Raw genomic sequence first — 24,127 nt, forward strand, 5'->3', positions numbered from 1 at the left:
GTTTACCGGGCTGCCCCATAACCGTTCTGCTGGCCCCGGCGCCGGGGCGGAAGGGCCGTCACACCGTCGGGCAGTGGTGGCAGGCCCGCGAACGTGCAGACCATGTCGGACCAGGCTTCCAGGTGTGCCTGGACATCGGAGGAATCCGGCGTCCAGGAGGCCCGGAGCTCGATGTCGATGGAACCCGGGCGTTCGGCCAGGGTGCCGAAGCTTTCGGACAGGACGCGGGTGGCTGTGCCGCCGGCTGCCCTGTAAGCGGCCCTGTGGTTCTCCAGCGCTTCGACCAGCCACGTCCATGCCACGGTACCCAGCATCTGGTCGTTGCCCATTTCCGGTTCCAGTTCGGCCCGTATATAGGTCACGATGCGGAACTCACCGTCCCAGACCGCTGAGCCGTCCGGATCGTGCAGCAGGATGAACCGTCCGGTGGCGAGTTCCGTCTCATCGTCGTCCGTCGCTCCTGCGGCGGCGGTCCCGGATGCTGCTGCGAAAGCCAGTGCCGCCGGTCCGTGGACGGGCGTGGAAAGGCTGCCTGTGCCGGGGGCCATGACTTCGGCACCGAGTGCGACGGCGAACGGAGCCAGCCGCGCAGGGGCAGGGATTTCGGCCAGGTGCAATTCCTTGCGGCACCGGGCTTTCCTGAGGGTTCCCAAGGCGTGGAGGAAATCCGGGGGAACCTGGTCAAGTGCGTTCACCTTGGCAGATTACGGGGCCGGGCGGCGCCGGGCAGGCAGGCTCGCCGTCAACGGACGGTCACCCTGCCTGGCCGTCCCGGTAATCCCGCAGTTCATGGCCGATCGCGGCGGCAAAGGCATCAACATCCTCCTCGGTGGTGTCGAAGGAGCACATCCAGCGGACTTCCCCTGCTGCCTCGTCCCAGTCGTAGAAGCGGAAGGAACTGCGCAGCCGGTCCGCCACGCCGGGTGGAAGGACGGCAAAGACGCCGTTGGATTCCGTCTTCTGGGTGGGGCGGACGCCCTCAATGATGTCGACGGCGTCCCTCAGCCGGGAGGCCATGGCGTTGGCATGCGAGGCGGAGCGCAGCCAGAGGCCGTCTTCGAGCAGGGCGATGAACTGGGCGGACATGAACCTCATCTTGGATGCCAGCTGCATGTTCATCTTGCGCAGGTACACCAGGCCGTGGGCGGCCTCAGGGTTCAGCGCCACCACGACCTCGCCGAAGAGCAGCCCGTTCTTGGTCCCGCCGAAAGAGAGGATGTCCACGCCGGCGTCCCTGGTGAAGGCCCGCAGGGGGAGGTCCAGGTGGGCGGCGGCGTTGGCCAGCCGTGCCCCGTCCATGTGCAGCTTCATGCCCTTTGCGTGGACATGGTCGGCGATGGCCCGCACTTCCTCAGGGGTGTAGCAGGTGCCCAGTTCAGTGGTCTGGGTGATGGAGACGGCCAGCGGCTGCGCACGGTGCTCGTCGCCCCAGCCCCAGGCCTCCCTGTCGATCAGCTCCGGGGTCAGCTTGCCGTCCGGGGTGGGGACCTGCAGCAGCTTCATGCCGCCGATGCGCTCGGGTGCCCCGTTCTCATCCATGTTGATGTGGGCGGTGGAAGCGCACACCACGGCGCCCCAGCGGGGGAGCAGGGACTGCAGCGAAAGGACATTGGCGCCGGTCCCGTTGAAGACCGGGAAGCATTCGATGCCCGGGCCGAAGTGTTCAACCATCAGTTCCTGCAGCCGTGCGGTGTAGTCGTCCTCGCCGTAGGAAACCTGATGCCCCTCGTTGGCTGCAGCCAGGGCTGCCAGCACCTCGGGGTGGACGCCGGAGTAGTTGTCGGAGGCAAAGCCGCGCACGCTGGGGTCGTGCAGCCGCAGCGTCGAGCGTGTTTCTGCTGTTGTCGTCATAGGGTTGCTCACGCTTTCAGTGTAGGTACAGTTATGGCGGTATCAGCCCGCCAGCCGGAGGCGGACCCCGTTGAGTTCGGCGGACGGCGTGCCGAAAAGGAGTACGACGGCGGCGGCCAGGTCAGCCACGTCCGTGGCCCCCTGGAATTTCCGCTCGGGGTGCGCGCGGCGCAGTTCGTCGTCAACGAGTGCCTTGACCACCAGGATGGTGGCAGCAGCCAGGTGTCCGCCGTCCCCGGCGGCGCGGCGGAAGCCATCCGCCATGGCCATGGTCCAGGCTTCCGCGGCGGCCTTCGCTGCAACGTAACTGGCCACCGCGGCGGTTGGTTTGTCCAGGGCGGTGGAGGACACCATGGCAAACCTGCCGGCCGGAGATGCGGCGATGTCGTCGAAGAAGACGCGGGAGACGTTGCGCAGTGTGGTGATGGCCCCGCGCTCCAGGAAGTCCCAGTCGTCGTCGGACTGGTCGGCGATGCCCTTGGCCCCGCGCCAGCCACCCACCAGGTGGATCACGGCGTCAACGGGCCCGACGGCGGCGCTGACCTCTGCCCGAAGCTGCCGGACGCCGTCGGGGTCGGCGAGGTCGCACGTGAAGGGGGTGACGCCGTCGCCCGCCTTTTCCGCCGCCGCCCCGATCCTGGCCCGGTCCGAGCCCGCGGTGGCGACGCGGTGCCCTGCCGCAGCCAGTGCGCGCGCAACGGCGACGCCGGACGCGCCGCTGCCGCCGGCCACCAGGACCGTAAGGGCCCCGGTGACGCTGGGGGCAGCCGCGGCAGTGCCGGAACCGGTCACAGGGCGGAGCGGCCGGTGATGCCGGCGGTTGATTCGATGACGGGGCGCATCTTCTTCTCCAATGCCTCGTAGAACATGGACAGCGGGAATTCGTCGTCCAGGACCTGGTCCGTGAGGCCGCGGGGTGTTCCCGCCAGTGGCAGCGCGTCCGGCCCCTTGGCCCACACGGAGGCCGGGTTGGGGGTGACGGTTGCGGACACCAGCTGGTAGGCCGCCAGCCAGTGGGCGGTCTTGGGCCGGTCGATGGAGCGCCAGTACAGGTCATCGATGCTGGCTCCCAGGGCGATCACAGCGTCCGCCACCTCATCCCAGTCGATGGTAAGCCGTGTGTCCGTCCAGTGCAGTACGTGCTGCTGGTGCAGCCAGGCGAAAAGGAGCTGGCCACCCAGGCCGTCATAGTTGCGGACCCGGCTGCCGGTGATGGCGAAGCGGAAGATGCGGTCGAAGATGATGGCGTACTGCACGAGCTTGGCGTGCCGCCGGGCCTCGGGGTCGGCGTCGTCGTCCTTTTCGATCCGGACGGACTCGCGGAATGCGGTGAGGTCGCAGCGCAGCTCCTCGAGCGAGTACAGGAAGTAGGGCATCCGCTGCTTGATCATGAAGGGATCGAAGGGCAGGTCGCCGCGCATGTGCGTCCGGTCGTGGATCAGGTCCCACATGACGAAGGTGGCCTCCGTGAGGTCCTGGTCAGCGAGCAGTTCGGCCGCGCCCTCCGGAAGCTCCAGGGAGGTGATCTCCGCGGCCGCCTTGAGCACGCGGCGGAACCGGGCAGCTTCGCGGTCGGCGAAGATGGCACCCCAGGTGAAGGTGGGGGTCTGGCTGACCGCTACCGTCTCGGGGAAGAGGACGGCCGAGTTGGTGTCGTAGCCGGGCGTGAAATCGACGAAGCGGATGGGGACGAACAGCTTGTTGGAATAGTCGCCGGCTTCCAGTCCCGCGATGAACTCAGGCCAGATCACCTCGACCAGCACGGCCTCCACCAGCCGGTTGCTGCTGCCGTTCTGGGTGTACATGGGGAACACCACCAGGTGCTGCAGGCCGTCAATGCGCTGCTGCTGCGGCTGGAACGCCAGCAGGGACGACAGGAAGTCCGGGACGGCGAACCCGCCCGCGGCCCATGCCCGGAAATCAGCGCAGGCGGCCTCAAGGTACTCCGCGTCGTGGGGGAAGGCAGGGGCCAGCGCCGTGAGGGCCTCCACGATGGTTTCCACGGACCGGGCTGCCGCCGTGTGGTCCGCGGGCTCGGGGACGGAACCGTCCTGGACCTGGAGGGCCTGCAGGGCGGTGGCTGCGCCCTTGAGCCGCAGCCAATCCTCGTTCTGCGCGGAAATACCGGTGACGGCGGTGGTCAGGGTCTCTGTCATCGTCGGCTGCCTTTCTGGTTGCTTGCTTCTCTGGTGAGCGTAACAAGCAACCAGCAGGACTTATGCCCGAAGGGTTGTTGAATAAGAAATTCTTAGCCTATGGCCCGGCTGGGGAGGAACGAGACCGGCCCCCGGCTGTGGGAACAGCTGGGGGCCGGTCTTTTGGACGGGTTGCGGGGACTTCCCGTGGTGCTTATCGCTTAGCCCTGGGGTCCGTCGCCGGCTGCCTCTTTGGCGACGAGCCGGAGGGAGACCGAGTTGATGCAGTAGCGCTGGTCGGTGGGCGTTCCGTAGCCCTCACCCTCGAACACATGGCCCAGGTGTGAGTCGCAGGAGGCGCACCGCACTTCGACCCTGTCCATGCCCAGGGTGCGGTCATGGATGTAGCGCACCTTGCCCTCGGTCAAAGGGGCCCAGAAGGAGGGCCACCCGCAGTGGGAATCGAACTTCTCCTTGCTGGTGAACAGTTCAGCGCCGCACGCGCGGCACTGGTACACGCCCTCCGTATGGGTGTCCCAGTATTCGCCGGTGTACGGCCGTTCCGTGCCCGCCTGGCGCAGGACGTGGTATTCCTCCGGAGTCAGTTCCTCCCGCCACTGGGCATCACTCTTCTGGACTGCGGCCTCGCTGTCCGCAGCCTCCTGTGCGCTGCCGTGCTGCGTTCCGGCACCAACGCCTGGTGCCCTGTTGCCGAAGATGCTGTTTCCAAAGATGCTCATAGCTTTCCCAACGCTTAGGAGTCGCCGATAAATCCCGAGCCCGCGTACAGGTGGAGCACGGGGACGCCGAGTTGGTCCTGGGCCTTGTTGGCCCAGTCAGTGTGGAACGTATCGGCCACGGCATGCGGCCGCGTGATCACCACGGCCTGGGAAGCGCCGGTTTCGCGGACCTTGGCCACCAGGCTGTCAACGGCCTTGCCGTCCACCACCTGGCCGGTCACGCCGGAGCCCAATCCCTCGAGCGCCGCGAGGGAGGCCGCCAGGGTTTCGTCGGCGTGCGCCCGTTCGGTGGCGGCATCAGGGTTGCGGGCGGCGAGTTCGCGGAAAGCCTTGGCAACGTCCAGCATGGACAGGTTCTCAAGGAAGTCCACCAGCAGGTGCCGCTCGGTATTGGCCGGGACCAGGACCAGCAGGCGGCTGTCCGCACCATCCACGAGCCGTTCGATGTTAACGCGGTCGTCCGCGCCCAGGGGTTCTTCAGTCAGGATGACGATGGGATCACTCATGGCCTTAGCCTAGTCCCGCCCGCTGGCCCCCGCACTGCACCTGCCCTGGGACTCCTTGGGCCCTCGAACTGCACCGGCCCCTGAGCTGCACCGCGGCCCGGGTCCCTCCCGGGCCCGCCCGGCGTCGCCGTGCCGCCCGGGTGCGGGAATGCGGGTATCTGCGGCAGGGCCGGTAAGAATAGTCCCATGGCACCTTTCCGGCGAGCGCGCCCTGCAATGACTGCATCCACCAGGGAATCCGTTGGGGTGTCGCCGGGGGCCAAATGGGCCGTTGGCGGCGCCATCGCCGGCGGCTCGGTGGCGGGCCTGCTGGGAGCGGGTTCCTCGGCGCTCGCCGTGTATTTCGCGCGGCGGGTCATCACTCCGGCACGGCAACGGGCGGCCGACAAGGAAGTCCTGGCGGTGATCCGGGACGGGCAGAAGCTGCAGGTGATCCTGGCCGCGAACGACGACACCACGGTGGACGGCGTCTACGGGTTCTTCTTCGACGGCGGCAAAGGGCACGCGCGGATCGGCCGCATCGTGTCCTACTCGCCCGCCGAGCGGACTGTGCTGCGCGAGGTCGAAGCCGTGTACAGCGGGGATCTCTCCACGGCACGCTGGGGATGGTGGAGCGGTGCCACCTACCCGGACCCGGCCGCCGTCGGAATCCCTGCCGAGGACGTCCTGATTCCCGTTGAGCGCGGCGAAGCTCCCGCCTGGCTGGTCCGGGCAAAGGGAACTGCCCGGACCTGGGCCATCATGGTGCACGGGCGCGGTGCCACCCGGCAGGAGGCGCTGCGGGCGGTGGGACCGGCGCTGGAACTGGGCCTGACCAGCCTGCTGGTGTCCTACCGGAATGACGGGCTGGCACCGTCAGCCGATGACGGCCGCTATGGCCTGGGCTCGACGGAGTGGCAGGATATCGAGGCTGCCATCGGGTACGCACTGGCCAACGGTGCCGAGGAAGTTGTTCTGTTCGGCTGGTCCATGGGTGGGGCCATTTGCCTGCAGACTGCCGATCTCTCCCGCCACCGCCACCTGATCAGGGCGATGGTGCTGGACGCACCGGTCATCGACTGGGTAACAGTGCTGGCCCACCATGCGCAGCTGAACCGGATTCCGTCGCTGGTGGGCAGGTACGGCCAGCTGATGCTGGGCCACCCGCTGGGGCGCAGGCTCACGGGCCTCTCAGCGCCCGTGGACCTGAAAGTCATGGACTGGGTGTCCCGGGCCGTCGAGCTGCGGACGCCAACACTGATCATCCACAGCGTCGACGACGAGTACGTACCGTACGGGCCGTCCGCCCTGCTGGCCGAGCGGAACCCGGAGATGGTGACGTTCGAGACGTTCAACCACGCACGGCATACGAAGGAATGGAATGTGGACCCCGAACGCTGGGAACGGCTGGTGAAGGCCTGGCTGCGCCAGCAGCTCGCTCCGCGCCTCAATCCCGGCTCCGGCGTGACCCCTGGACGCATGGGGGAATCTCCGGCCCAGCCCACGCAGGCGGGTGGCTGACATGGCGAAAGCACGCCCGGCAGGAACTGTGACCGGCCGCGGCAGGGAGCTGGCGGCGGAGCTTGCCGGGCTGGTGGCGTCGTCGGGCCCCGGACGGCCGGCGCAGGACTCGCACGCGCCCTTCGACGGCACAGTGGTGGGGGAAGTGCCCGTATGCACCCCGGACGACGTCCATGCCGCCGTCGAAACCGCACGCATGGCGCAGCGGCTGTGGGCAGCCCAGCCAATCGCCGAACGCCGCGCGGTGATCCGGCGGTTCCTGGCGCTGCTCCTGGACAGCGAGCAGGACGTCCTTGACCTGGTCCAGGCGGAGAGCGGCAAGTCCAGGCTGAGCGCCTTCGAGGAGTTCGCGGACGTGGTCCTGACGGCCGGCTATTACGAGCGGACAGCTGACCGGTACCTCCGCCCGCGCCGCCGGAAGGGCGCGGCCCCGGTCCTCACGCGCACCACGGAATACCGGATACCCAAGGGGGTTGTGGGTGTCATCAGCCCCTGGAACTATCCCTTGACCCTCGCGGTTTCGGACGCCATCCCGGCCCTGCTGGCGGGCAACGGCATCGTCCTGAAGCCTGACTCGCAGACGCCCTTCACGGCCCTGCTGATGCTCAGCCTCCTGCGGGAGGCGGGCCTTCCGGCGGACCTGTTCCGGATCGTCACGGGACCGGGCACGGAAATAGGGCCTGCCTTGATCGGGCGGGTGGACTTCCTGATGTTCACGGGATCCTCCAGGACCGGCAAGACCGTCGCCAGGCAGTGCGCTGAGCGGCTGATCGGCTTCTCCGCCGAACTGGGCGGCAAGAACCCGATGCTGGTGCTCGCGGATGCGGACGCGGGCAAGGCGGCTGCCGGCGCGGTGCACGCCTGCTTCTCCAACTCCGGGCAGCTGTGCGTCAGCATTGAGCGGATCTACGTCCATGCCGACCTTTATGACCGGTTCCTGGCGGCGTTTACAGCCAAGGTGAAGGGCATCCGGATGGGGTCCGGACCGGACTGGGACATTGGCATGGGGTCCCTTATCAGTACGGCACAGGTGGAGCGGGTGGACCGCCACGTCCAGGATGCGCTCGCAAAAGGCGCCCAACTCCTGGCCGGAGGACGGCGCCGTCCGGACCTGGGTCCGCTGTTCTATGAACCCACCGTCCTGGCCGGGGTTACGGATGAGATGCTCGTCGCCCGGGAAGAGACGTTCGGGCCGGTGGTTGCCGTCTACCGCGCGGCCGACGACGACGCCGCCGTCGCCCTGGCCAACGACTCCGACTTCGGGCTCAACGCCAGCGTCTGGTCCGCCCGCCGCGGCGAAGCAGTGGCCCGCAGGCTCCAGACGGGGACCGTCAACGTCAACGAGGGCTACGCGGCCACCTGGGCCTCGCACGATGCACCGATCGGCGGCATGAAGGACTCCGGCGCGGGGCGCCGCCACGGCCGGGAAGGCATCCTCAAGTACACGGAACCGCAGACCATCGCCGTGCAGCGGCTGCTCCGGGTGGGCCCCGCCCCCGGGATGTCCAACCACACCTACGCACGGATCATGAAAGGGGCCATCACCTTGATGGGCCGCCTTCCCCGAAACCGCTGAGGACACAGCCTGTGCCAACACCCGAGGAGAACTGAGATGGCCAAAGCAACACGACTTTCCGGTGCAACACTGTTGGTCACGGGAGGGGGAAGCGGGCTGGGCCGCCGCCTGGCGCTCGGCGCCGCCCGGCGCGGGAGCCGGGTGGTGATCTGGGATGTGGACGCGGCAGCGGGAGCAGCGGTCCGCGACGAAATCCGGGCTGCCGGCGCGCAGGCTGAAGCCCATGCCGTGGATGTCACGGACCGGGAGGCGGTCAAGGCCGCCGCAGCCAGGACGGGGCCGGTGGATGTGCTGGTGAACAACGCCGGGGTGGTCAGCGGGCAGCGGCTCCTTGATGCGACGGAAGAGGCCATCCAACGGACCATGGACGTCAACGTCATGGCCCTGTACTGGGTCACCCGTGCCTTCCTCGGCGGGATGGCGCAGCGCGGGCACGGCACCGTGGTCACCGTTGCCAGTGCTGCGGGGATGGTGGGCGTCGCCCGGCAGACGGATTACTCCGCCAGCAAGTTCGCCGCGTTCGGTTTCACAGAGTCACTCCGGGCCGAGCTCCGGGCGGACCACACCGGGGTCAACACGCTGGTGGTCTGCCCCTACTACATCAACACGGGGATGTTCGACGGCGTCCAGACCCGTTGGCCCCGGCTCCTCCCCATCCTCGAGGAGGAGGACGTGGCAGCTGAAGTCCTTGACGCGATCGAGGCCGGCCGCCGGAAGCTCGTCCTGCCGCCCCTGGTGAACCTGCTCCCGGTCCTGCGGATCCTTCCGGTCGGCGTCTTTGACCGGCTCATGGATGTGCTGGGCGTCAACCGCACCATGGACCACTTCACGGGCCGTCCCGGCGGCCGCGCCGGAGAGCCGGTCCTGGAAGGCCCAGGGCGGGCCCCGGCCCTTTCCCCGGAAGGGGACACTCGGCCCTGGCGCTGACAAAGAGAGCTGCCTACCGTCGGCTGCAAGGGGGGAACCATCAAGGCAATTGAAATGGGGCCCACAATGTATCTGACAAGGCGGCAACTCCTGCAAGCCGGCGCCGCAGCCGGTGCGGCCGTTGCGACGCAGCCGTATGGACCGGGAAGCGGGCGGGCAATTGCCACGCCAGGACAGGCCGGCCAATTCACCGAGCAGCTTCCAACGCTGGCCGAACTCGGCGTCCTGGACATGAGTGCCGGCGGCACTGCGTCTCTCTGGATGCGAAACGCCCAGCACCGCTTCCAGGCCGGCATGGGTGTGGCCGACACCCTGGCGTACCAGGACGGGACCTCCTCCCGTACATATTTGGGCCCGGTCATCGTCGCCCGGAAAGGAACCCCATTCAGCCTCACCGTCCATAACGGGATCGAACGGCATCCCCTTGGCTACGCCGTCGACGCGGAGCTCGTTCCTCCCGGCAGCAACGATGCTGCAGCGCCCAGGACGTCCGTGCACCTCCACGGAGGCAACACCAGGCCAGAGTTCGACGGGGGTCCCGAGCAGGCATTCAGGCCCGGCGCTTCCTACACATACAGGTATGGCAACGACCAGGACGCGGCCGGTCTCTGGTACCACGACCACGCGCTCGGCATTACGCGGTTGAATGTCTATGCGGGGCTGGCCGGCGGCTACCTGTTGCGGGACTCAGGTGGATCAGGAATAGATACCGGCGACGGTACCCACCTGCCCCCGCCGCCCTATGAAGTTCCGCTGATCATCCAGGACAAGATGTTCAACCCCGACGGCACGCTTGCGTACCCGCCGAACCCGGACCTTTCCACTGCCGGCGGAACACCGCGTCCCTGGGCGCCGGAGTTCTTCGGCGACGCGGCAACAGTCAACGGCAAGTGCCGGCCGAATCTCGACGTGGCCCGGGGGAAGTACCGGCTCCGCATGTTCAACGGCTCCAATGCCCGGTTCTACGACCTCAAGTTCACAGTGGATGGCGCGGCGCTCGCCTTCTTCCAAATAGGAACGGACGGCGGCCTGCTCAACGTACCGGTCAGGCTGAACAGGCTGCTCATGGGACCGGGCGAGCGGGCGGATATCGTGATCGATTTCGCCGGACACAAGCCCGGCACACGGGTTGTTCTGGCCAACAGTGCCCGCGTCCCCTACCCGGACGGCCCCGCCACCATCCAGCTCGGGGGACTCCCGCTGCCGCAAATCATGCAGTTCACTGTGACATCCCAGGCCGGATACACAGCCCCGATGCCTGGCAGCCTCCGGGACTGTTCCATCACAGATCTGGTGGCCAGGACCCCGGAGGCCATCAGGCCCATGGCACTGGTGGAAGTGGCCAACGCCGCCGGGGTTCCCCTCATGGCGCTCCTGAACAACCGAAAATTCGAGAGCGAAGACATTCTTCGGGTCCGGAGCGACAGCCTCGAAGAATGGGAACTGATCAATACCACGGGGGATGCCCACCCGATCCATGTGCACTTCACCCAGTTCCAGGTCCGCGACCGGCAAAAATTCGACGTCGACGGGTACCTGGCAGCCACCGGCTATGTAGACCCAGGGACCGGCCTGGTGACGCCGGGCCGCGGCAGCGCCGTTTCGGTCCGGCCCTTCCTGATCGGACGCCCCAAAGGGGCGCCGGCACATGAGCAGGGCTGGAAGGACACGGTCATTGCCATGCCTGGGGAAGTCACCAGGATCCGTGTTCCGTTCGGGGCAGGGGCGGCGGACGGAGCCCCGCTGGCCATCGGCTCATCCTTCAATGGCGAGTACGTCTGGCACTGCCACATCCTCGAGCACGAGGACAACGAGATGATGCAGCGGTACATCATCGAGTAGCGGAATGAACCACCCCTGCTGCGGCTAAGCCCGGAGGTTGCCTGCGGCCAGGGAGCCGATGGGAGCCGTGACAGCGTCTGTCAGCCGGACCAGGTCAGCCGGCGCCAGCTCAATGTCCAGGCCCCGCCGGCCGCCCGAGACCAGCAGGGTCTCCAGTCCCAGGGCGCTGGAATCCAGCACCGTGGGGGAGGGCTGGCGCTGGCCGAGCGGGGAGATGCCGCCGAGGACATAGCCCGTCCGGCGCTGTGCTGCAGCGGGATCGGCCATGGCGGCTTTCTTGGCCCCCAGCGCCATGGCCATTGCCTTCAGGTCCAGGGTTCCGCTGACGGGAACAATGCCCACCGCGAGCCTGCCCTCCACGTCCACCATCAGGGTCTTGAAGACGCGGGACGGATCGATCCCCAAAGCCTCGGCTGCCTCCACACCGTAACTCGCCGCCGAGGGGTCATGGGTATACGGATGCAGCACAAAGGGAACCCCGGCCGCGGTCAGGGCCGCTGTGGCCGGGGTTCCCTGGGAGTTGTTCCTGCGTGCCATGACGGCAGGGTCAGGCCTGGCTGCGGGATGCTGCGGCAACCTTGCGCTTGATCCTGCCCAGCATGGCGGTCATGCCCCGCATGCGCAGGGGGGTGATGGCGCGGGTGAGTCCCAGCAGCTCCGGCATGTCGTCCGGCACCGACAGGATCTCGTCCGCTGTCAAACCGTCCAGGCCCTCGTGCAGCACCCCGGCGAAACCGCGCGTGGTGGGCGCCTCGGGCGGTGCCTTGAAGAACAGGCGGACGGCGCCGTCGTCGTTGGTTCCCGTCTCAACGGTGAGGAACAGCGGCGACTGGCATTCCACCACCTGCTCCAGGAGTTCGGGGTGGTCCTTGAGCCGGTCCGGGAGTTCCGGCAGTCCTTCCGAGAACTCCAGCAGCAGCTGCAGCCTCTCAGGTTCGGACAGGGCCTGGAAATCGTCCACGATCGCCGCCAGGGCGGAAGGCAAAGCTTGAGTAGTCATCGTTCCAAGTCTACGCGGGGGAGCGGGGTCAGGCTCCGACGGCGACGGGAACGGAACCCCGCTCGGCGCCCTTGACGATCGGCACGCGCACGGCGTTGCCCCACTCGGTCCAGGATCCGTCGTAGTTGCGGACGGTCTCAAAGCCCAGGAGGTACTTCAGGGCGAACCAGGTGTGGCTGGACCGCTCGCCGATGCGGCAGTACGCCACGACGTCGTCGCCTTCAGCCAGGCCGGCTTCGCCGAGGTAGATGGCTTCCAGTTCCTCCCTGCTCCGGAAGGTGCCGTCGGCGGCAGCGGCGCGTGCCCACGGGATGGACGCTGCAGTGGGGATGTGGCCGCCGCGCAGGGCGCCCTCCTCCGGGTAGGCCGGCATGTGGGTGCGCTGACCGGTGTACTCCTCGGGGGAGCGGACATCGATCAGGGGACCGGTGCCCAGGTGGGCCAGGACGTCATCCTTGAAGGCGCGGATCGGGGCGTCCTCACGCTCCACCACCGGGTAGTTTCCGGGAGCGGGAGCTGGCCGGTCCCTGGTCAATTCGCGGCCTTCGGCAACCCACTTGTCCCGGCCGCCGTCCAGCAGCCGGACGTCCTGGTGGCCGAACAGCGTGAAGACCCAGAGGGCGTAGGCGGCCCACCAGTTGGACTTGTCGCCGTAGATCACCACGGTGCTGTCGCGGGAAATGCCCTTCGACGCCGCGAGTTCAGCGAAGGCGGCACCGTCAACGTAGTCGCGGGCCACGTCGTCGTTCAGGTCCGTGTGCCAGTCGATCTTGACGGCGCCGGGGATATGGCCGGTTTCGTACAGGAGCACGTCCTCGTCGGACTCCACCACGACGAGTTCGCCGCGGGCCACGGCACCGCTTTCAACGGCGGCAGCAAGCCACTCAGTGGAGACCAGCCGCTCCGGGTGGGCATAGGCTGCGAACTTCTCATTCTGTTCAACCGGGTAGGGCATGGCTTGGCCTTTCACTAAGAGCACGGGAAACCGCGGAACATGCATTGGAACCTGTTCCCACACTAACCAGCGCCCGTGGGGTTGTCCGTATTCCGTTAACAGGGCGAAATGTTGCCTTCATCACGCCCCTGGGCGTGAGGCCGGCGCCCCGCCCGGGTAGGGCCCGCATTGCCGGTATCCTTTCTGGGGACCAACCACCAGCAGAACGGACCACCTTGGTACAGATCGAACAGCTTGCCGCCCGCACTCCGGCAGTATCGGTGGACGAACTCCTTAAGGGCTTCTACCCCTCGCCCCGGTTTGGGGAGGTTTCCTTTTCGAGCTACCGCCCCGACCCGAAGCAGCCCAGCCAGGCCGCCGCCGTGCGTGCCCTGGAGGGATTTGCCGACGGCGTGGGGTCGGGCAACGGAGGCGGGCTTTTCAAGAAGCTGTTCGGCAAGAAGGACGAATCCAGGGCGGGAATCTACCTGGACGGCGGCTTCGGCGTGGGCAAGACCCACCTGCTCGCCTCCCTGTGGCACGCGTCGCCCGGCCCCAAGGCCTTCGGTACGTTCGTGGAGTACACCAACCTGGTGGGCGCTCTTTCCTTCCGCAAAACGGTGGACGCGCTGAGCAGCTACCAGCTCGTGTGCATCGACGAATTCGAACTGGACGATCCCGGCGACACCGTCCTGATGTCCCGTCTCATGCGTGAGCTGGCTGACGCCGGGGTCAAACTTGCCGCCACGTCCAACACGCTGCCCGGCTCCCTGGGCGATGGCCGGTTCGCCGCTGTGGACTTCCAGCGCGAAATCCAGGTCCTGGCGGACCAGTTCGACGTGATCCGCATCGACGGCGAGGACTTCCGGCACCGTGGCCTCCCGGCCGCGCCGGCGCCGCTGAAGAACAGCGAGCTCAACGCGCACATGAAGGCGGAATTCGACGGGAAGACCGTGGCCCAGGATGAGTTCTCCACCCTCATCCACCACCTGGCCGGCGTGCACCCCAGCCGCTACCGCCAGCTGATCCACGGCATTGACGGCGTGGTGTGGCGCAACGTGGAAACCATCACGGAACAGGCTGTGGCGCTGCGGTTCGTGGTCCTTGCAGACCGGCTCTACGACAAGGATGTGCCGATCCTGGCCAGCGGCGTCCCCTTCGACAAGCTGTTCACCGAAGAGATGATGGCCGGCGGGTACATGAAGAAGTACTTCCGCGCCGTCTCCCGCCTCACTGCGCTTGCCCGTGAAGGCCAGAACCACGAGCCCTCCTAGGCGGACTTCTTCCCGGGCCGGGGCCGCAGCGCCAGCCGGACCAGCAGTCCGGCCAGCAGCGCCCAGAAAGCAGACCCGATCCCGGCGAACGCCAGGCCGGACGCGGCCATCAGGAACGTGACGGCCGGGGCAATCCGGTCGTCCGGGTCCGCCAGGGCTGCCGAGACCGCCGAGGCGAGGGTGCCGAGCAGTGCCAGCCCGGCAACGGCTTCAAGCATCCCGGCCGGCGCTTTGCTGACCACCGACACCAGGGCCGCCGAGAAGGCAGCCAGCACCAGGTAGGCCAGGCCGGACGTGAAGCCCGCGATCCACCTCCTGCTCCGGTCCCCGCCGGCTTCCTCGCCGGCGGCCAGGGCAGCACTGAGCGCCGCGAGATTGATGGCATGGCCGCCGAACGGGGCCCCCGCAACAGTTCCCGCTCCCGTGACGAGCATCGCCGGGCGCCACGGTGCCTCATATCCAAAAGACCTCAGCACGGCCACCCCGGGAATGTTTTGCGAGGCCATCGTCACCACGAACAACGGGAGCGCAAGGCCCGCCATCGCCTGGAGGCTGAACGCGGGTGTGGTCCAGGCCAGTGCCGGGACCAGGCCTGCCGGTTCAACAGGGGTTCCGGCAGATGCCAGGGTTATTCCGATCACGCCCAAGGCCGCCAGCAGGGCTGCCGGCACCGCCCAGCGCGGGGCGAACTTCATCATCAGCAGCCAGCACAAGATCACCGGCGCTGCAAACGCCGGGGCGGAGCCGAGGGCTTTGAAGGGTGCCAGGCAGAGCTGGAGCAGGACACCGGCCAGCATGGCCTGGGCCAGGGAAGTCGGGATACGCGCCATCAGCCTGCCAAGCGCCGGCACCAGGCCGGTCATGGCCAGCAGCAGGCCCGCACCAAGGAAGGCTCCGACGGCGGCCGGCCACCCGCCGTCGGGCACTCCCGATGACGCAAGCAGTGCTGCGCCCGGCGTTGACCAGGCCAGTGTCACCGGGACCCTCGAACGCCAGGCGAGCACCAGCACGCCGAGTCCGACGGTGAGCGTTACGGCCAGGAGGCCGGACGCAGCCTGGGCAGGATCAGCGCCGACTGCCTTGAGTCCGGCCAGGACCACGGCAAAGGATGAGGTGAAGCCCACCAGCGCGGTGACGATCCCTGCGACCACCGGCCGGGAATCGGTCCGGGTCAGTCCGGGCTTGGTTGCCGTGGTGGGGGCGGGGGACTTGGGCATACCGGCAGGTTACCGGCCCGGGTTTGGCAACCGGCAATTCGGGGCGGCGAATGTCGCCGTTAAACGCCAAAGGTGCGGGCGCCGCCTCCCGGCGGGACCCGCACCTCCTTGACGTGCCGGGCAAAGCCCTGGCCAAATCCTTTACGGAGCCCTGTCAACCGGCGGAACCGGATTTCCAGGAGCTGCCGGGGGAACCTGCTCGGCGGCAGGTTCCTGCCCCGGGGTGCCGTTCTTGTCAACGAGCTTGGAAGCGCCATCCTGGATCTTGTCGACGTGGCCTGCGTACTTGCCGCCGGTCCTGGTGTCGACGAAATCGCCGGCCTTGGTGATGCCGTCCTTGATGGCCTGCTCGTTGCCGCGGATGAGACCCTGAGCCTTGCCCTTTAGATCGTCAATCAAACCCACGGGCACCTCCCTTCTATCGCGGAGCCAGGTCGCTCCTCGCGCATTCGATCCTATCCGGGCCCGGGAGGCGTGCCAAGGGAATCACGTTCGCCAGCAGCGGATGCGGCTTAAACGAAAAAAGCAGCTCCGGAGAGCTGCTGTTCGTGTGTGGGCGATACTGGGATCGAACCAGTGACCTCTTCCGTGTCAGGGAAGCGCGCTACCGCTGCGCCAATCGCCCGGAACCGGAAGACCGGCTTATGGGATATAAGAGAGCGGACGACGAGATTCGAACTCGCGACATCCACCTTGGCAAGGTGGTGCTCTACCAGCTGAGCTACGTCCGCATTGTGCAGATTGTTCCGGAAAAATCCGGCGGTTCTGCCAGCAAGTTGCCTTGCCGAGTGGGCGATACTGGGATCGAACCAGTGACCTCTTCCGTGTCAGGGAAGCGCGCTACCGCTGCGCCAATCGCCCATTGCATCCGGAAACCCGGAAACCATGGTTTTCACCGAGGTGGGTACGGGATTCGAACCCGTGTATACGGCTTTGCAGGCCGCTGCCTCGCCTCTCGGCCAACCCACCGTGTTAGCGTCAATTCCGAAGAATGTTTGCTGTGACAGTGTCCTGCGAGCGGACGACGAGATTCGAACTCGCGACATCCACCTTGGCAAGGTGGTGCTCTACCAGCTGAGCTACGTCCGCATTTTGGAGGCTTGATTCCTTGCCGTTTCCGGCATTTCCTCGCGTTCCAACGAGTAAAAACAATATAGGAGGTTCCGGGAAACTCCAAATCGCCCCGGCGCGGCCGGTCCGCATGGCCCCAACAACCGCGGAATTCCGCGAACTTTTCGAGTTACAGGCGTGTAATTCCGGCCAGGGTGAGTACGGCCGCCACACCTTGTGCTGCCTGAGGCGCTGCTTTCGTGCAGGTGATGCGCTGCTTTCGTGCAGGCGCGGGCGGGGGTGGACGTGGCTGCAGGACCCCCATGGAGCATGGCTTTGCGTGTGGCGCCGGCCGATTTTTCAATTGGGGCAGACGTGGGCTAACATTCAAATGCATCGGGGCGATTGGCGCAGTGGTAGCGCGCTTCGTTCACACCGAAGAGGTCACTGGTTCGAACCCAGTATCGCCCACCGCAGAGGTCCGTTTCCGCTCATCAGCAGCGGAAACGGACCTTTTTTGCGTGCGGCTCCTGCCGCCGGAGATTTTGTCGGCCCCCTGTGAAAGAGTCTTTTGTATGACTGATCCGCTTCTTGCCCACGCCACCGAATACGGCCGGATGTACGCACGGTCAACGTCTGAGCAGTTCTCGGTTCCTTCCATCACCACGGTGATCAGCCAGCAGCCGCACGGCCTCGATGGCTGGTTCGGCTATATGGGTGCCAGCAGCCTGGCCAACGATCCGCTGCTCTCCGACTGCCTGGGGAGCCCGGCCAAAATCAAGCAGGCCATCAACCGTGCGGCAAAGGCGGCCGAAACGTACCGGGACGACGCCGCCAGGCGCGGGGACCGGGTCCACAACTACTGCGAGCAGGTGGCCCTGCGGGCGCTCGGACGCCCCCATTCCATGAAGGAAGCCCGCGATGCCCTGGCCGCCAACGGGGAGGAGGCTTTTGCCGTGCGCTTCGACGAATGGTGGGAACTCTTCCGCGTGGAGCCCATCGCCCCGGAAATCACGGTCTGGAACAACTCGGTGGGATACGCCGGAACCCTTGACCTCGTGGCCAGGATCAACGGACGCATCTGCCTGATCGACTACAAGACCAAGGGCACAACCCGGGACGGTCAGGTCAAGCCCCTGGATGACAAGGTGGTGATGCAGCTGGTTGCCGGCATGAAGGCGGAAGAAAGCCTCGTGGATCCGGAGGCGGGGACCTGGGAGCCCTGGAAGTACGGTGAGGACCCGGTCCTGCTGGCGGTGGCCATCGGTGAAACGGAAGTCCGCCCCGTCCGGGCCAACCCTGAGGTCCTCAAGCACCACTGGTGGAAGTTCTGCGCCCTGCGCCGCGTCTGGGAACTTTCCGCGGACACCATCAGCGCGGGCACTGCGCTGCTGCCCATCGCACCCCCGCCCCTGGCCCGTACTGCCTAAGGAGACGGTGCACGTGAAGAGACTGCACCTAAACTGGACAGGTTCACTTTCCCGCCAACCGTGAGGACACCCAGCGCATGGCTATTCTGAATATCCGCATCATCGGCGATCCTGTGCTGCGCACAGTTGCCGATCCCGTGACGGAATTCGGACCCGACCTTGCCAAACTGGTCGCCGACATGACCGAGACCATGGAGGACGTGGAAGGAGCCGGCCTTGCCGCTCCCCAGATCGGCGTCAGCAAGCGCATCTTCACCTACCGGATCGACGGCGTCGAGGGCCACATCATCAATCCTGTCCTGGAGAACAGCGAGGACTACCAGCCGGACCACGTGGAGGGCTGCCTGTCCATCCCGGGCCTGGGCTTCCCGGTCCGCCGTTTCCGCGCCACCCGTGTCACCGGCGTTGACATGCACGGCAACCCGGTCACCATTGACGGCGAGGGGATGCTGGCGCGCTGCTTCCAGCACGAAAACGACCACCTGGACGGCATCCTTTACACGGACCGCCTCGAGGGCGAGGACCGGAAGGCGGCGCTGAGGTCCATCCGCAACGCCAATTACGACGCCGTCGCCGGACGGACCACAGCCAAACGCGCCAAGAGTGTGGGGTCAAGCTTCGGCGGGACCAGCTTTGGCGGAACCAGCACCCCCGGCTCCAGCTTCGGCGCAGCCGGGTGAGGGTCCTCTTCGCGGGGACACCCGCCGTCGCAGTTCCCTCCCTGGACGCGCTGGTCAACGCCGGCTTCAACGTCGTTGCCGTCCTGACCCGGCCCGACGCGCCGCTGGGCCGGAAACGGGTGCTGACGCCGTCGCCCGTTGCCCAGCGGGCCGCGGAACTGGGCATCGAGGTCATCCGTGCCGCACGCGTCGATGCCGAGGCCATTGCCAGCATCAGCGCGGTGCAGCCGGACGTCGCGGCCATCGTCGCCTATGGCGGACTGGTTCCCCGCGATGCCCTGGGCATTCCGCGGCACGGCTGGGTCAATCTGCACTTCTCCCTGCTGCCCGCCTGGCGCGGGGCGGCGCCCGTCCAGCGGTCCATCATGGCCGGGGACGACGTCACCGGCGCAGTGACGTTCCAGCTTGAGGAAGGCCTGGACACCGGGCCCGTCTTCGGCACCCTGACGGAGGCCGTCAAGCCCCAGGACACGGCGGGTGACCTTTTGGAACGGCTGTCCCACAGCGGCGCGGTCCTGCTGGCCCAGACGCTTTCTGCCATCGATGCCGGTAAAGCAGCGCCGCAGCCACAGGCCGGCGATGTCACGCTGGCGCCGAAGCTGACCCTGGAGGATGGCCACCTGAACTGGGCGCATCCGGCCCTGGCCATCAGCAGGCAGGCGCGCGGTGTCACCCCCGAGCCCGGTGCGTGGACCGTGCTGGACGGGCAGCGGGTCAAACTTGAGCCGGTGCGGCTGCGGCCGGATGTTTCCGGGCTTGCCCCGGGATCCGTGGCACTGCGGGACAAAGCCGTGCTGGTGGGGACAGGTTCGCACGCGGTGGAACTTACCCGGATCCAGCCCGCCGGGAAAAAGATGATGGCCGCCGCCGACTGGGCGCGCGGTTTGGCTTCACTGGAGAGCGTGGTGTTCGAATGACCGGGTCCGGAGGCAATACAGGCGGACGGGGAAGTGCCGGGGGACGCAGCGGCGCCGGGAAAGGCGGGCAGGGCGGCAGCGGCGGACCTGCCGGCGGCGGCCGTGGGAACGGCGGTCCCCGGGACGCCAGCCGGCGGAACGCCAAGGGGCGGGAACGCAACCGCGGGCCGCAACGGAGCTTCACCGACCAGGCGCCGTCCCAGCGCACCAGGCGCGCAGATCCCGCCCGCCTGGTGGCCTTCGAGGTGCTCCGCGCCGTGGCGGCGGAGGATGCCTACGCCAACCTGGTCCTGCCCGCACGGATCCGGCACCACCACCTGGACAAGCGGGACGCCGGATTCGCCACCGAACTGAGCTATGGGGCCCTCCGCGGCCAGGGAACCTATGACGCCATCCTGGCGCGGTGCGTGGACCGGCCCCTGGCGCAGCTTGACCCGGCCATCCTCGACGCCCTTCGCATCGGTGCCCACCAACTGCTTGCCATGCGGGTCCCGGCCCACGCTGCCCTGGACCAGACCGTAGGGCTGGCCCGCGCCGTGATCGGCGCCGGACCACCGACGTTGATCAACGCCGTCCTTCGCAAGGTCGCCGCCCGGAGCCTGGAGGAATGGCTGGACCTGCTGGTGGAAGGCGAAACCGACGCTACGAAGGTAGCCGCGGTGAGGTACGCCCACCCCGAGTGGATCGTCCGGGCCATGCGCCAGTCCCTCGTCGCCCACGGCCGTTCCGCAACAGAGATCGACGACCTGCTGGAAGCGGACAACGACGCACCTGTGGTTAACCTCGTTGCCCTGCCCGGCCTGGGCAGCCTGGACGAAGCGCTGGAAAACGGCGCCACCCCCGGGGAGCTGGTTGAAGGCTCGGCGCTCTCCAGCGGCGGGGACCTGGGCCGCCTGGCCTCCGTCCGCGCCGGTACCACCAGGGTGCAGGACGTCGGTTCCCAGCTGGTGGCCAGGGCCCTGGCCGCGGTGGACCTCGGTGCACCCGGCGGAGCGGGCGGCACGGGAAGTGAACCCACGGCCGGTGACGCTGAAGCATGGCTTGATCTCTGTGCCGGTCCCGGCGGAAAGGCAGCGCTCCTTGGTGCGCTGGCACACCAGCGGGGCGCCACACTGCTCGCGAACGAGCCCGCGCCGCACCGGGCCAAGCTGGTCAGCCAGGCACTGTCCGCCGTTCCGCACGACAGCTGGCAGGTCCGCACCGGTGACGGCCGTGAAGTGGGCGGTGAGCAGCCCGGGCGGTATGACCGTGTCCTGGTGGACGTTCCCTGCACGGGCCTGGGAGCATTGCGCCGCAGGCCGGAGTCCCGGTGGCGGCGCTCGCCCAAGGACATTGCAGATCTCGGGCCGCTGCAGCGCGAACTGCTGGCCTCGGCCCTGGGTGCCGTCCGGCCAGGGGGAGTGGTGGCCTACGTGACCTGTTCACCCCATCCCGCCGAGACAACAGCCGTCGTGGACGACACCCTGCGCAAGCGCCCTGACCTGGAACTCCTCGATGCCGGTGCGGCCCTGGACGCGGTCAGCCTGACCGGGAGCCTGGGCGCCGGCCACGAGTCAACGGCGCAGCTCTGGCCCCATATCCACCACACCGACGCGATGTTCCTGGCCCTGATAAAGAAGAAGGCCTGACCGGGCAGAACGCCTGGGTTTCCCACCACGCACCTTGAAAGGCACCCCCGTGACGCAATGCTGCATCAATCCGAGCATCCTCTCCGCCGACTTCGTGAACCTTGAGGCCGAACTACAGCGGATCAGCAATGCCGACGCCGTGCACGTTGACGTCATGGACAACCACTTCGTGCCCAACCTGACCATCGGGTTGCCCGTCGTGCAGCGGATCCAGGCCGTCAGCCCCGTACCGCTTGACGCCCACCTGATGATCGCCGACGCGGACCGCTGGGCGCCTGGTTTCGCGGACGCCGGCCTGGCCTCCGTGACGTTCCACGCCGAAGCTTCCATTGCGCCCATCAAGCTGGCACGGGAACTGCGCAGCAGGGGATCCAAAGCGGGCATGGCCCTGCGCCCGGCAACCCCGGTGGAGCCATACCTTGACATGCTGCCGGAACTCGACATGCTGCTCATCATGACGGTGGAACCGGGCTTCGGCGGCCAGGCGTTCCTGGACATCACCCTGCCCAAGATCCGCAGGGCCCGCGCGGCCGTGGAGGGCTCCGGGCTGGGGGTGGCCATCCAGGTTGACGGTGGCATCACGGAAGAGACCATTGCCCGGGCCGCCGAGGCCGGGGCGAACGTCTTTGTGGCCGGTTCCGCCGTCTACGGCGCCGACGATCCCTCAGCTGCCATCGACCTGCTGCGCGCCAAGGGCAGCCGGACATTACGCGCGGCGACGGAATAACCGGGAGCCCATCCCGGTTGTGGCACAATAACAACACACATACGTGCTCCGGGGTCGGTGTAAGTCCGAACCGGCGGTGACAGTCCGCGACCCGCGCGCCGTTGTTCTCCCAGGAGGGCTCCGGCAAACGGTTGAACCGGTGGAATTCCGGTACCGACAGTTAAAGTCTGGATGAGAGAAGCACGTACAGCTGTATCTGCGCAGCCTTTTGGCTCCGCAGCGTTCTGCTGTCGTATCCCCGGAGCCATCGCGGTTCGACAGGGAAGGAACGACACACGAATGAACCCCCAGCGATGGCTCTTAAACGCCGCAAGCCCTGCCGCTTCAAAGGCAGGCCACACCTCCGCAACGGCAGCCGCATGACGGGCGCCGTAAAGCTTCAGCCCGCCGCCGGGGTGGTCACCGCCTTCAGCGCCGCCGAAACCACCGCCATGGAGCAGGCCCTCCAGGCAGCGCTAAAAGGCCCCCGCGGCGCGAATCCCCTGGTGGGCGCCGTCGTCGTAGGCGCTGACGGCAAGCAGCTCGTTGCCGGCTACCACCGCGGCGCCGGCACCGCACACGCCGAAGCCGACGCGATTGCCCAGGCCGCCGCCGTCGGACTGGACCTGTCCGGCTGCACCATGGTGGTCACGCTGGAACCCTGCAACCACGTGGGCCGCACCGGACCGTGCACGGAGGCGATCATCGCGGCCGGGATCACCGATGTGGTCTACGCCGTGGACGACCCCCACGATCCCGCTGCCGGGGGCGCGGCAACACTGCGCGCAGCCGGCGTCAGGGTCCGCAGCGGCCTGGGTGCCGACGAGGCCCTGGACCTGAACCGCCAGTGGTTCGAAGCGGTAGCTGCCAAGCGGCCGTTCGTCACCCTGCACATCGCGCAGACCCTGGACGCCCGCATCGCTGCCGAAGACGGCACCAGCCAGTGGATCTCCAGCCCGGAGTCCCTGGCTGACAACCACGGGATCCGCAGCCGCATCGACGCCATCCTGGTGGGCACCCAGACCGTGATGGTGGACAACCCACGGCTGACCGCCCGGGACGCCGCCGGCAACCCCGCGCCCAAGCAGCCGGTCCGTGCCGTCATGGGTCTCCGCGACATTCCGGAGGGCGCTGCAATCCACGGCGACGATGGCCTTGCCGTCCACCTTCCCACCCGCGACCCGCGCGAAGCCCTGTCCATGCTGTACTCGTCCGGCATCCGGCACGTCATGGTGGAGGGCGGGTCCAGTATCCTCAGCTCCTTCCTGGCGGCAGGCCTGGTCGACGAACTGATCGTCTACCTGGCGCCCACCCTGCTGGGATCGGGCACCCCCGCACTGAACGGGCTGGGCATCACCAGCCTTCCCGACGCCCAGCAGTGGGAATGGGACGCGTCCGACGGCGGCGCGGTCCGGACGCTGGGCCGGGACCTCAGACTCCACCTCAGACCGCAACGGCACGTTGCACTTGACCACCCACCAATCCGCACAGCCGCGGAGCCAGCCCAGGGAGGCTACTGATGTTTACCGGAATTATTGCCGAGCAGGGGCAGGTGCTGTCCGTCGAGCGCGACGGCACCACCAGCGCCACCGTCCGGCTGCACGCCCCCGCCTCCACCGAGGGCCTGGCACTTGGGGGCTCCATCGCCGTCAACGGGGTCTGCCTCACGGCAACAGCGATTGACGGCAAGGACTTCAGCGTCGACGTCATGGGGGAGACCCTGGTCCGGAGCACCATCGGCGAGCTCACTGCAGGCGAATCAGTCAACCTGGAGCGTTGTGTTCCCGCAGGCGGCCGCCTGGACGGCCACGTGGTGCAAGGCCACGTGGACGGCGTGGGCGTCCTGCTCGAACGGGAACCGCAGGGCAACTGGGAGCGGCTGCGCTTCGGCGTCCCCGCCAACCTGGCCCGCTACATCGCCGAGAAAGGCTCCATCGCCATCGACGGCGTCTCCCTCACCGTGACGGCGGTCAGCCCGGCCGCAGAGCAGGAACCCTGGTTCGAAGTGGGCCTGATCCCCACCACCCTCGCCGAAACCGGCCTGGGCACCAAGACCACCGGCAGCCGGGTAAACCTTGAAGTCGACGTCCTGGCCAAATACACCGAACGGCTCCTTGCCTTCAGCAGCGCCGCCGCACCGGCCGGCAGCGGCGAAGCTGCCACCGCGGGAGGTGCACGGTGAACGCAGCAGTACGCCTGGAACCCGCCGTGGCC

The 24,127-nt window shown here is 67.5% G+C and carries 22 protein-coding genes, 6 tRNA genes, 1 pseudogene and 1 riboswitch; of the genes and pseudogenes, 13 read left to right on the top strand and 16 right to left on the bottom strand.

Translation table 11 applies throughout. The features are described from left to right. Positions 1-2: 2 nt before the first annotated feature. The 6 genes and pseudogenes from LDO22_RS00825 to LDO22_RS00850 all read right to left on the bottom strand — a co-directional run bounded on the left by LDO22_RS00825 (position 3) and on the right by LDO22_RS00850 (position 5,232). Entirely contained in the window at positions 3-695 is a 693-nt protein-coding gene (locus LDO22_RS00825; RefSeq protein ID WP_224025723.1) for a DUF3000 domain-containing protein, read from the bottom strand. A gap of 58 nt (positions 696-753) precedes the next feature. After that, positions 754-1,851 carry a low specificity L-threonine aldolase gene (locus LDO22_RS00830; protein ID WP_224027128.1) on the bottom strand — a complete coding sequence of 366 codons (1,098 nt, stop codon included), beginning with the start codon at positions 1,849-1,851 and terminating at the stop codon, positions 754-756. A 42-nt stretch (positions 1,852-1,893) separates the two neighbouring features. Continuing rightward, positions 1,894-2,643: an SDR family NAD(P)-dependent oxidoreductase gene (locus tag LDO22_RS00835; RefSeq protein ID WP_224025724.1), complete on the bottom strand. Its 750-nt coding sequence runs from the start codon at positions 2,641-2,643 to the stop codon at positions 1,894-1,896. After that, a pseudogene (locus LDO22_RS00840) lies at positions 2,643-4,007 on the bottom strand (DUF6421 family protein); the annotation flags it as partial. The gene LDO22_RS00835 and the pseudogene LDO22_RS00840, both read right to left, overlap by 1 nt. 200 nt (positions 4,008-4,207) lie before the next feature. Further along, positions 4,208-4,726, bottom strand: a complete 519-nt coding sequence (msrB, locus tag LDO22_RS00845; protein WP_224025725.1) for a peptide-methionine (R)-S-oxide reductase MsrB — start codon at positions 4,724-4,726, stop codon at positions 4,208-4,210. Between the two features lie 14 nt (positions 4,727-4,740). Next, positions 4,741-5,232, bottom strand: a complete 492-nt coding sequence (locus LDO22_RS00850) for a hypothetical protein (RefSeq protein WP_159632156.1) — start codon at positions 5,230-5,232, stop codon at positions 4,741-4,743. Positions 5,233-5,448: 216 nt separating this feature from the next. On the opposite strand from LDO22_RS00850, the gene LDO22_RS00855 reads away from it, so the two are divergent. The 4 genes from LDO22_RS00855 to LDO22_RS00870 all read left to right on the top strand — a co-directional run bounded on the left by LDO22_RS00855 (position 5,449) and on the right by LDO22_RS00870 (position 11,077). Further along, complete coding sequence (locus LDO22_RS00855) at positions 5,449-6,732, top strand: alpha/beta fold hydrolase (RefSeq protein ID WP_224025726.1); 1,284 nt, start codon at positions 5,449-5,451, stop codon at positions 6,730-6,732. A gap of 1 nt (position 6,733) precedes the next feature. Then, positions 6,734-8,308, top strand: a complete 1,575-nt coding sequence (locus LDO22_RS00860; protein ID WP_224025727.1) for a succinic semialdehyde dehydrogenase — start codon at positions 6,734-6,736, stop codon at positions 8,306-8,308. Positions 8,309-8,344: 36 nt separating this feature from the next. After that, positions 8,345-9,235: an SDR family oxidoreductase gene (locus LDO22_RS00865; RefSeq protein ID WP_224025728.1), complete on the top strand. Its 891-nt coding sequence runs from the start codon at positions 8,345-8,347 to the stop codon at positions 9,233-9,235. Between the two features lie 66 nt (positions 9,236-9,301). After that, complete coding sequence (locus tag LDO22_RS00870) at positions 9,302-11,077, top strand: multicopper oxidase domain-containing protein (protein WP_224025729.1); 1,776 nt, start codon at positions 9,302-9,304, stop codon at positions 11,075-11,077. Between the two features lie 24 nt (positions 11,078-11,101). Here LDO22_RS00870 and ybaK read toward each other — a convergent pair whose 3' ends face one another. From ybaK to LDO22_RS00885, 3 genes are read right to left on the bottom strand one after another with little or no spacing between them, the layout of a single operon-like run. Then, on the bottom strand, positions 11,102-11,614 hold the full coding sequence (gene ybaK / locus LDO22_RS00875; protein WP_159632151.1) for a Cys-tRNA(Pro) deacylase: 513 nt from the start codon (positions 11,612-11,614) through the stop codon (positions 11,102-11,104). 10 nt (positions 11,615-11,624) lie between these two features. After that, positions 11,625-12,077, bottom strand: coding sequence for a SufE family protein (locus LDO22_RS00880; RefSeq protein WP_159632150.1), 453 nt, complete (start codon positions 12,075-12,077; stop codon positions 11,625-11,627). A 28-nt stretch (positions 12,078-12,105) separates the two neighbouring features. Then, on the bottom strand, positions 12,106-13,032 hold the full coding sequence (locus LDO22_RS00885) for a sulfurtransferase (protein ID WP_159632149.1): 927 nt from the start codon (positions 13,030-13,032) through the stop codon (positions 12,106-12,108). A 215-nt stretch (positions 13,033-13,247) separates the two neighbouring features. On the opposite strand from LDO22_RS00885, the gene zapE reads away from it, so the two are divergent. Next, on the top strand, positions 13,248-14,285 hold the full coding sequence (gene zapE, locus LDO22_RS00890; protein ID WP_224025730.1) for a cell division protein ZapE: 1,038 nt from the start codon (positions 13,248-13,250) through the stop codon (positions 14,283-14,285). On the opposite strand, the gene LDO22_RS00895 is transcribed toward zapE, so the two are convergent. The 7 genes from LDO22_RS00895 to LDO22_RS00925 form a co-directional block, all read right to left on the bottom strand. After that, a complete protein-coding gene (locus LDO22_RS00895) occupies positions 14,282-15,502 on the bottom strand; it encodes a benzoate/H(+) symporter BenE family transporter (RefSeq protein ID WP_224025731.1) in 1,221 nt (406 codons plus the stop codon). The genes zapE and LDO22_RS00895 overlap by 4 nt on opposite strands. Before the next feature lie 141 nt (positions 15,503-15,643). After that, complete coding sequence (locus tag LDO22_RS00900; protein ID WP_159632146.1) at positions 15,644-15,907, bottom strand: antitoxin; 264 nt, start codon at positions 15,905-15,907, stop codon at positions 15,644-15,646. A gap of 148 nt (positions 15,908-16,055) precedes the next feature. After that, positions 16,056-16,127 (bottom strand) — tRNA-Val (locus tag LDO22_RS00905). Between the two features lie 33 nt (positions 16,128-16,160). Continuing rightward, positions 16,161-16,233 (bottom strand) — tRNA-Gly (locus LDO22_RS00910). 58 nt (positions 16,234-16,291) lie between these two features. Further along, positions 16,292-16,363 (bottom strand) — tRNA-Val (locus LDO22_RS00915). 37 nt (positions 16,364-16,400) lie between these two features. After that, positions 16,401-16,471 (bottom strand) — tRNA-Cys (locus LDO22_RS00920). A 47-nt stretch (positions 16,472-16,518) separates the two neighbouring features. After that, positions 16,519-16,591 (bottom strand) — tRNA-Gly (locus LDO22_RS00925). A gap of 360 nt (positions 16,592-16,951) precedes the next feature. Here LDO22_RS00925 and LDO22_RS00930 point away from each other — a divergent pair. The 8 genes from LDO22_RS00930 (at position 16,952) to LDO22_RS00965 (ending at position 24,095) form a co-directional block, all read left to right on the top strand. Beyond that, positions 16,952-17,023 (top strand) — tRNA-Val (locus LDO22_RS00930). Between the two features lie 104 nt (positions 17,024-17,127). Then, positions 17,128-17,982, top strand: coding sequence for a cytochrome (locus tag LDO22_RS00935; RefSeq protein ID WP_224025732.1), 855 nt, complete (start codon positions 17,128-17,130; stop codon positions 17,980-17,982). Between the two features lie 77 nt (positions 17,983-18,059). Next, a complete protein-coding gene (gene def / locus LDO22_RS00940; protein ID WP_159632144.1) occupies positions 18,060-18,662 on the top strand; it encodes a peptide deformylase in 603 nt (200 codons plus the stop codon). Beyond that, positions 18,659-19,579, top strand: coding sequence for a methionyl-tRNA formyltransferase (gene fmt, locus LDO22_RS00945; protein ID WP_224025733.1), 921 nt, complete (start codon positions 18,659-18,661; stop codon positions 19,577-19,579). The genes def and fmt overlap by 4 nt, the downstream gene beginning before the upstream one ends. Further along, on the top strand, positions 19,576-21,207 hold the full coding sequence (locus LDO22_RS00950) for a transcription antitermination factor NusB (protein ID WP_224025734.1): 1,632 nt from the start codon (positions 19,576-19,578) through the stop codon (positions 21,205-21,207). Before fmt ends, LDO22_RS00950 begins: the two co-directional genes overlap by 4 nt. A 49-nt stretch (positions 21,208-21,256) precedes the next feature. Continuing rightward, entirely contained in the window at positions 21,257-21,934 is a 678-nt protein-coding gene (gene rpe / locus LDO22_RS00955; RefSeq protein ID WP_224025735.1) for a ribulose-phosphate 3-epimerase, read from the top strand. 39 nt (positions 21,935-21,973) lie between these two features. Beyond that, positions 21,974-22,122, top strand: a riboswitch (FMN riboswitch). 171 nt (positions 22,123-22,293) lie between these two features. Next, a complete protein-coding gene (ribD, locus tag LDO22_RS00960) occupies positions 22,294-23,433 on the top strand; it encodes a bifunctional diaminohydroxyphosphoribosylaminopyrimidine deaminase/5-amino-6-(5-phosphoribosylamino)uracil reductase RibD (RefSeq protein WP_224027129.1) in 1,140 nt (379 codons plus the stop codon). Beyond that, positions 23,433-24,095 (top strand): riboflavin synthase, encoded by a 663-nt coding sequence (locus tag LDO22_RS00965; protein ID WP_224025736.1) that lies wholly within the window; start codon positions 23,433-23,435, stop codon positions 24,093-24,095. The genes ribD and LDO22_RS00965 overlap by 1 nt, the downstream gene beginning before the upstream one ends. The last annotated feature ends 32 nt before the right edge of the window (positions 24,096-24,127 follow it).

This window comes from Arthrobacter sp. NicSoilC5, assembly GCF_019977395.1.
In the GTDB taxonomy this organism is placed as follows: domain Bacteria; phylum Actinomycetota; class Actinomycetes; order Actinomycetales; family Micrococcaceae; genus Arthrobacter.

Excerpts from the sequence above, each read along its gene's own strand:
- LDO22_RS00830 (WP_224027128.1), bottom strand. The coding sequence starts at position 1,851 with ATGACGACAACAGCAGAAACACGCTCGACGCTGCGGCTGCACGACCCC.
- msrB (WP_224025725.1), bottom strand. The coding sequence starts at position 4,726 with ATGAGCATCTTTGGAAACAGCATCTTCGGCAACAGGGCACCAGGCGTT.
- LDO22_RS00850 (WP_159632156.1), bottom strand. The coding sequence starts at position 5,232 with ATGAGTGATCCCATCGTCATCCTGACTGAAGAACCCCTGGGCGCGGAC.
- LDO22_RS00855 (WP_224025726.1), top strand. The coding sequence starts at position 5,449 with ATGACTGCATCCACCAGGGAATCCGTTGGGGTGTCGCCGGGGGCCAAA.
- LDO22_RS00860 (WP_224025727.1), top strand. The coding sequence starts at position 6,734 with ATGGCGAAAGCACGCCCGGCAGGAACTGTGACCGGCCGCGGCAGGGAG.
- LDO22_RS00865 (WP_224025728.1), top strand. The coding sequence starts at position 8,345 with ATGGCCAAAGCAACACGACTTTCCGGTGCAACACTGTTGGTCACGGGA.
- LDO22_RS00870 (WP_224025729.1), top strand. The coding sequence starts at position 9,302 with ATGTATCTGACAAGGCGGCAACTCCTGCAAGCCGGCGCCGCAGCCGGT.
- ybaK (WP_159632151.1), bottom strand. The coding sequence starts at position 11,614 with ATGGCACGCAGGAACAACTCCCAGGGAACCCCGGCCACAGCGGCCCTG.
- LDO22_RS00880 (WP_159632150.1), bottom strand. The coding sequence starts at position 12,077 with ATGACTACTCAAGCTTTGCCTTCCGCCCTGGCGGCGATCGTGGACGAT.
- LDO22_RS00885 (WP_159632149.1), bottom strand. The coding sequence starts at position 13,032 with ATGCCCTACCCGGTTGAACAGAATGAGAAGTTCGCAGCCTATGCCCAC.
- LDO22_RS00895 (WP_224025731.1), bottom strand. The coding sequence starts at position 15,502 with ATGCCCAAGTCCCCCGCCCCCACCACGGCAACCAAGCCCGGACTGACC.
- LDO22_RS00935 (WP_224025732.1), top strand. The coding sequence starts at position 17,128 with ATGACTGATCCGCTTCTTGCCCACGCCACCGAATACGGCCGGATGTAC.
- def (WP_159632144.1), top strand. The coding sequence starts at position 18,060 with ATGGCTATTCTGAATATCCGCATCATCGGCGATCCTGTGCTGCGCACA.
- LDO22_RS00950 (WP_224025734.1), top strand. The coding sequence starts at position 19,576 with ATGACCGGGTCCGGAGGCAATACAGGCGGACGGGGAAGTGCCGGGGGA.
- ribD (WP_224027129.1), top strand. The coding sequence starts at position 22,294 with ATGACGGGCGCCGTAAAGCTTCAGCCCGCCGCCGGGGTGGTCACCGCC.
- LDO22_RS00965 (WP_224025736.1), top strand. The coding sequence starts at position 23,433 with ATGTTTACCGGAATTATTGCCGAGCAGGGGCAGGTGCTGTCCGTCGAG.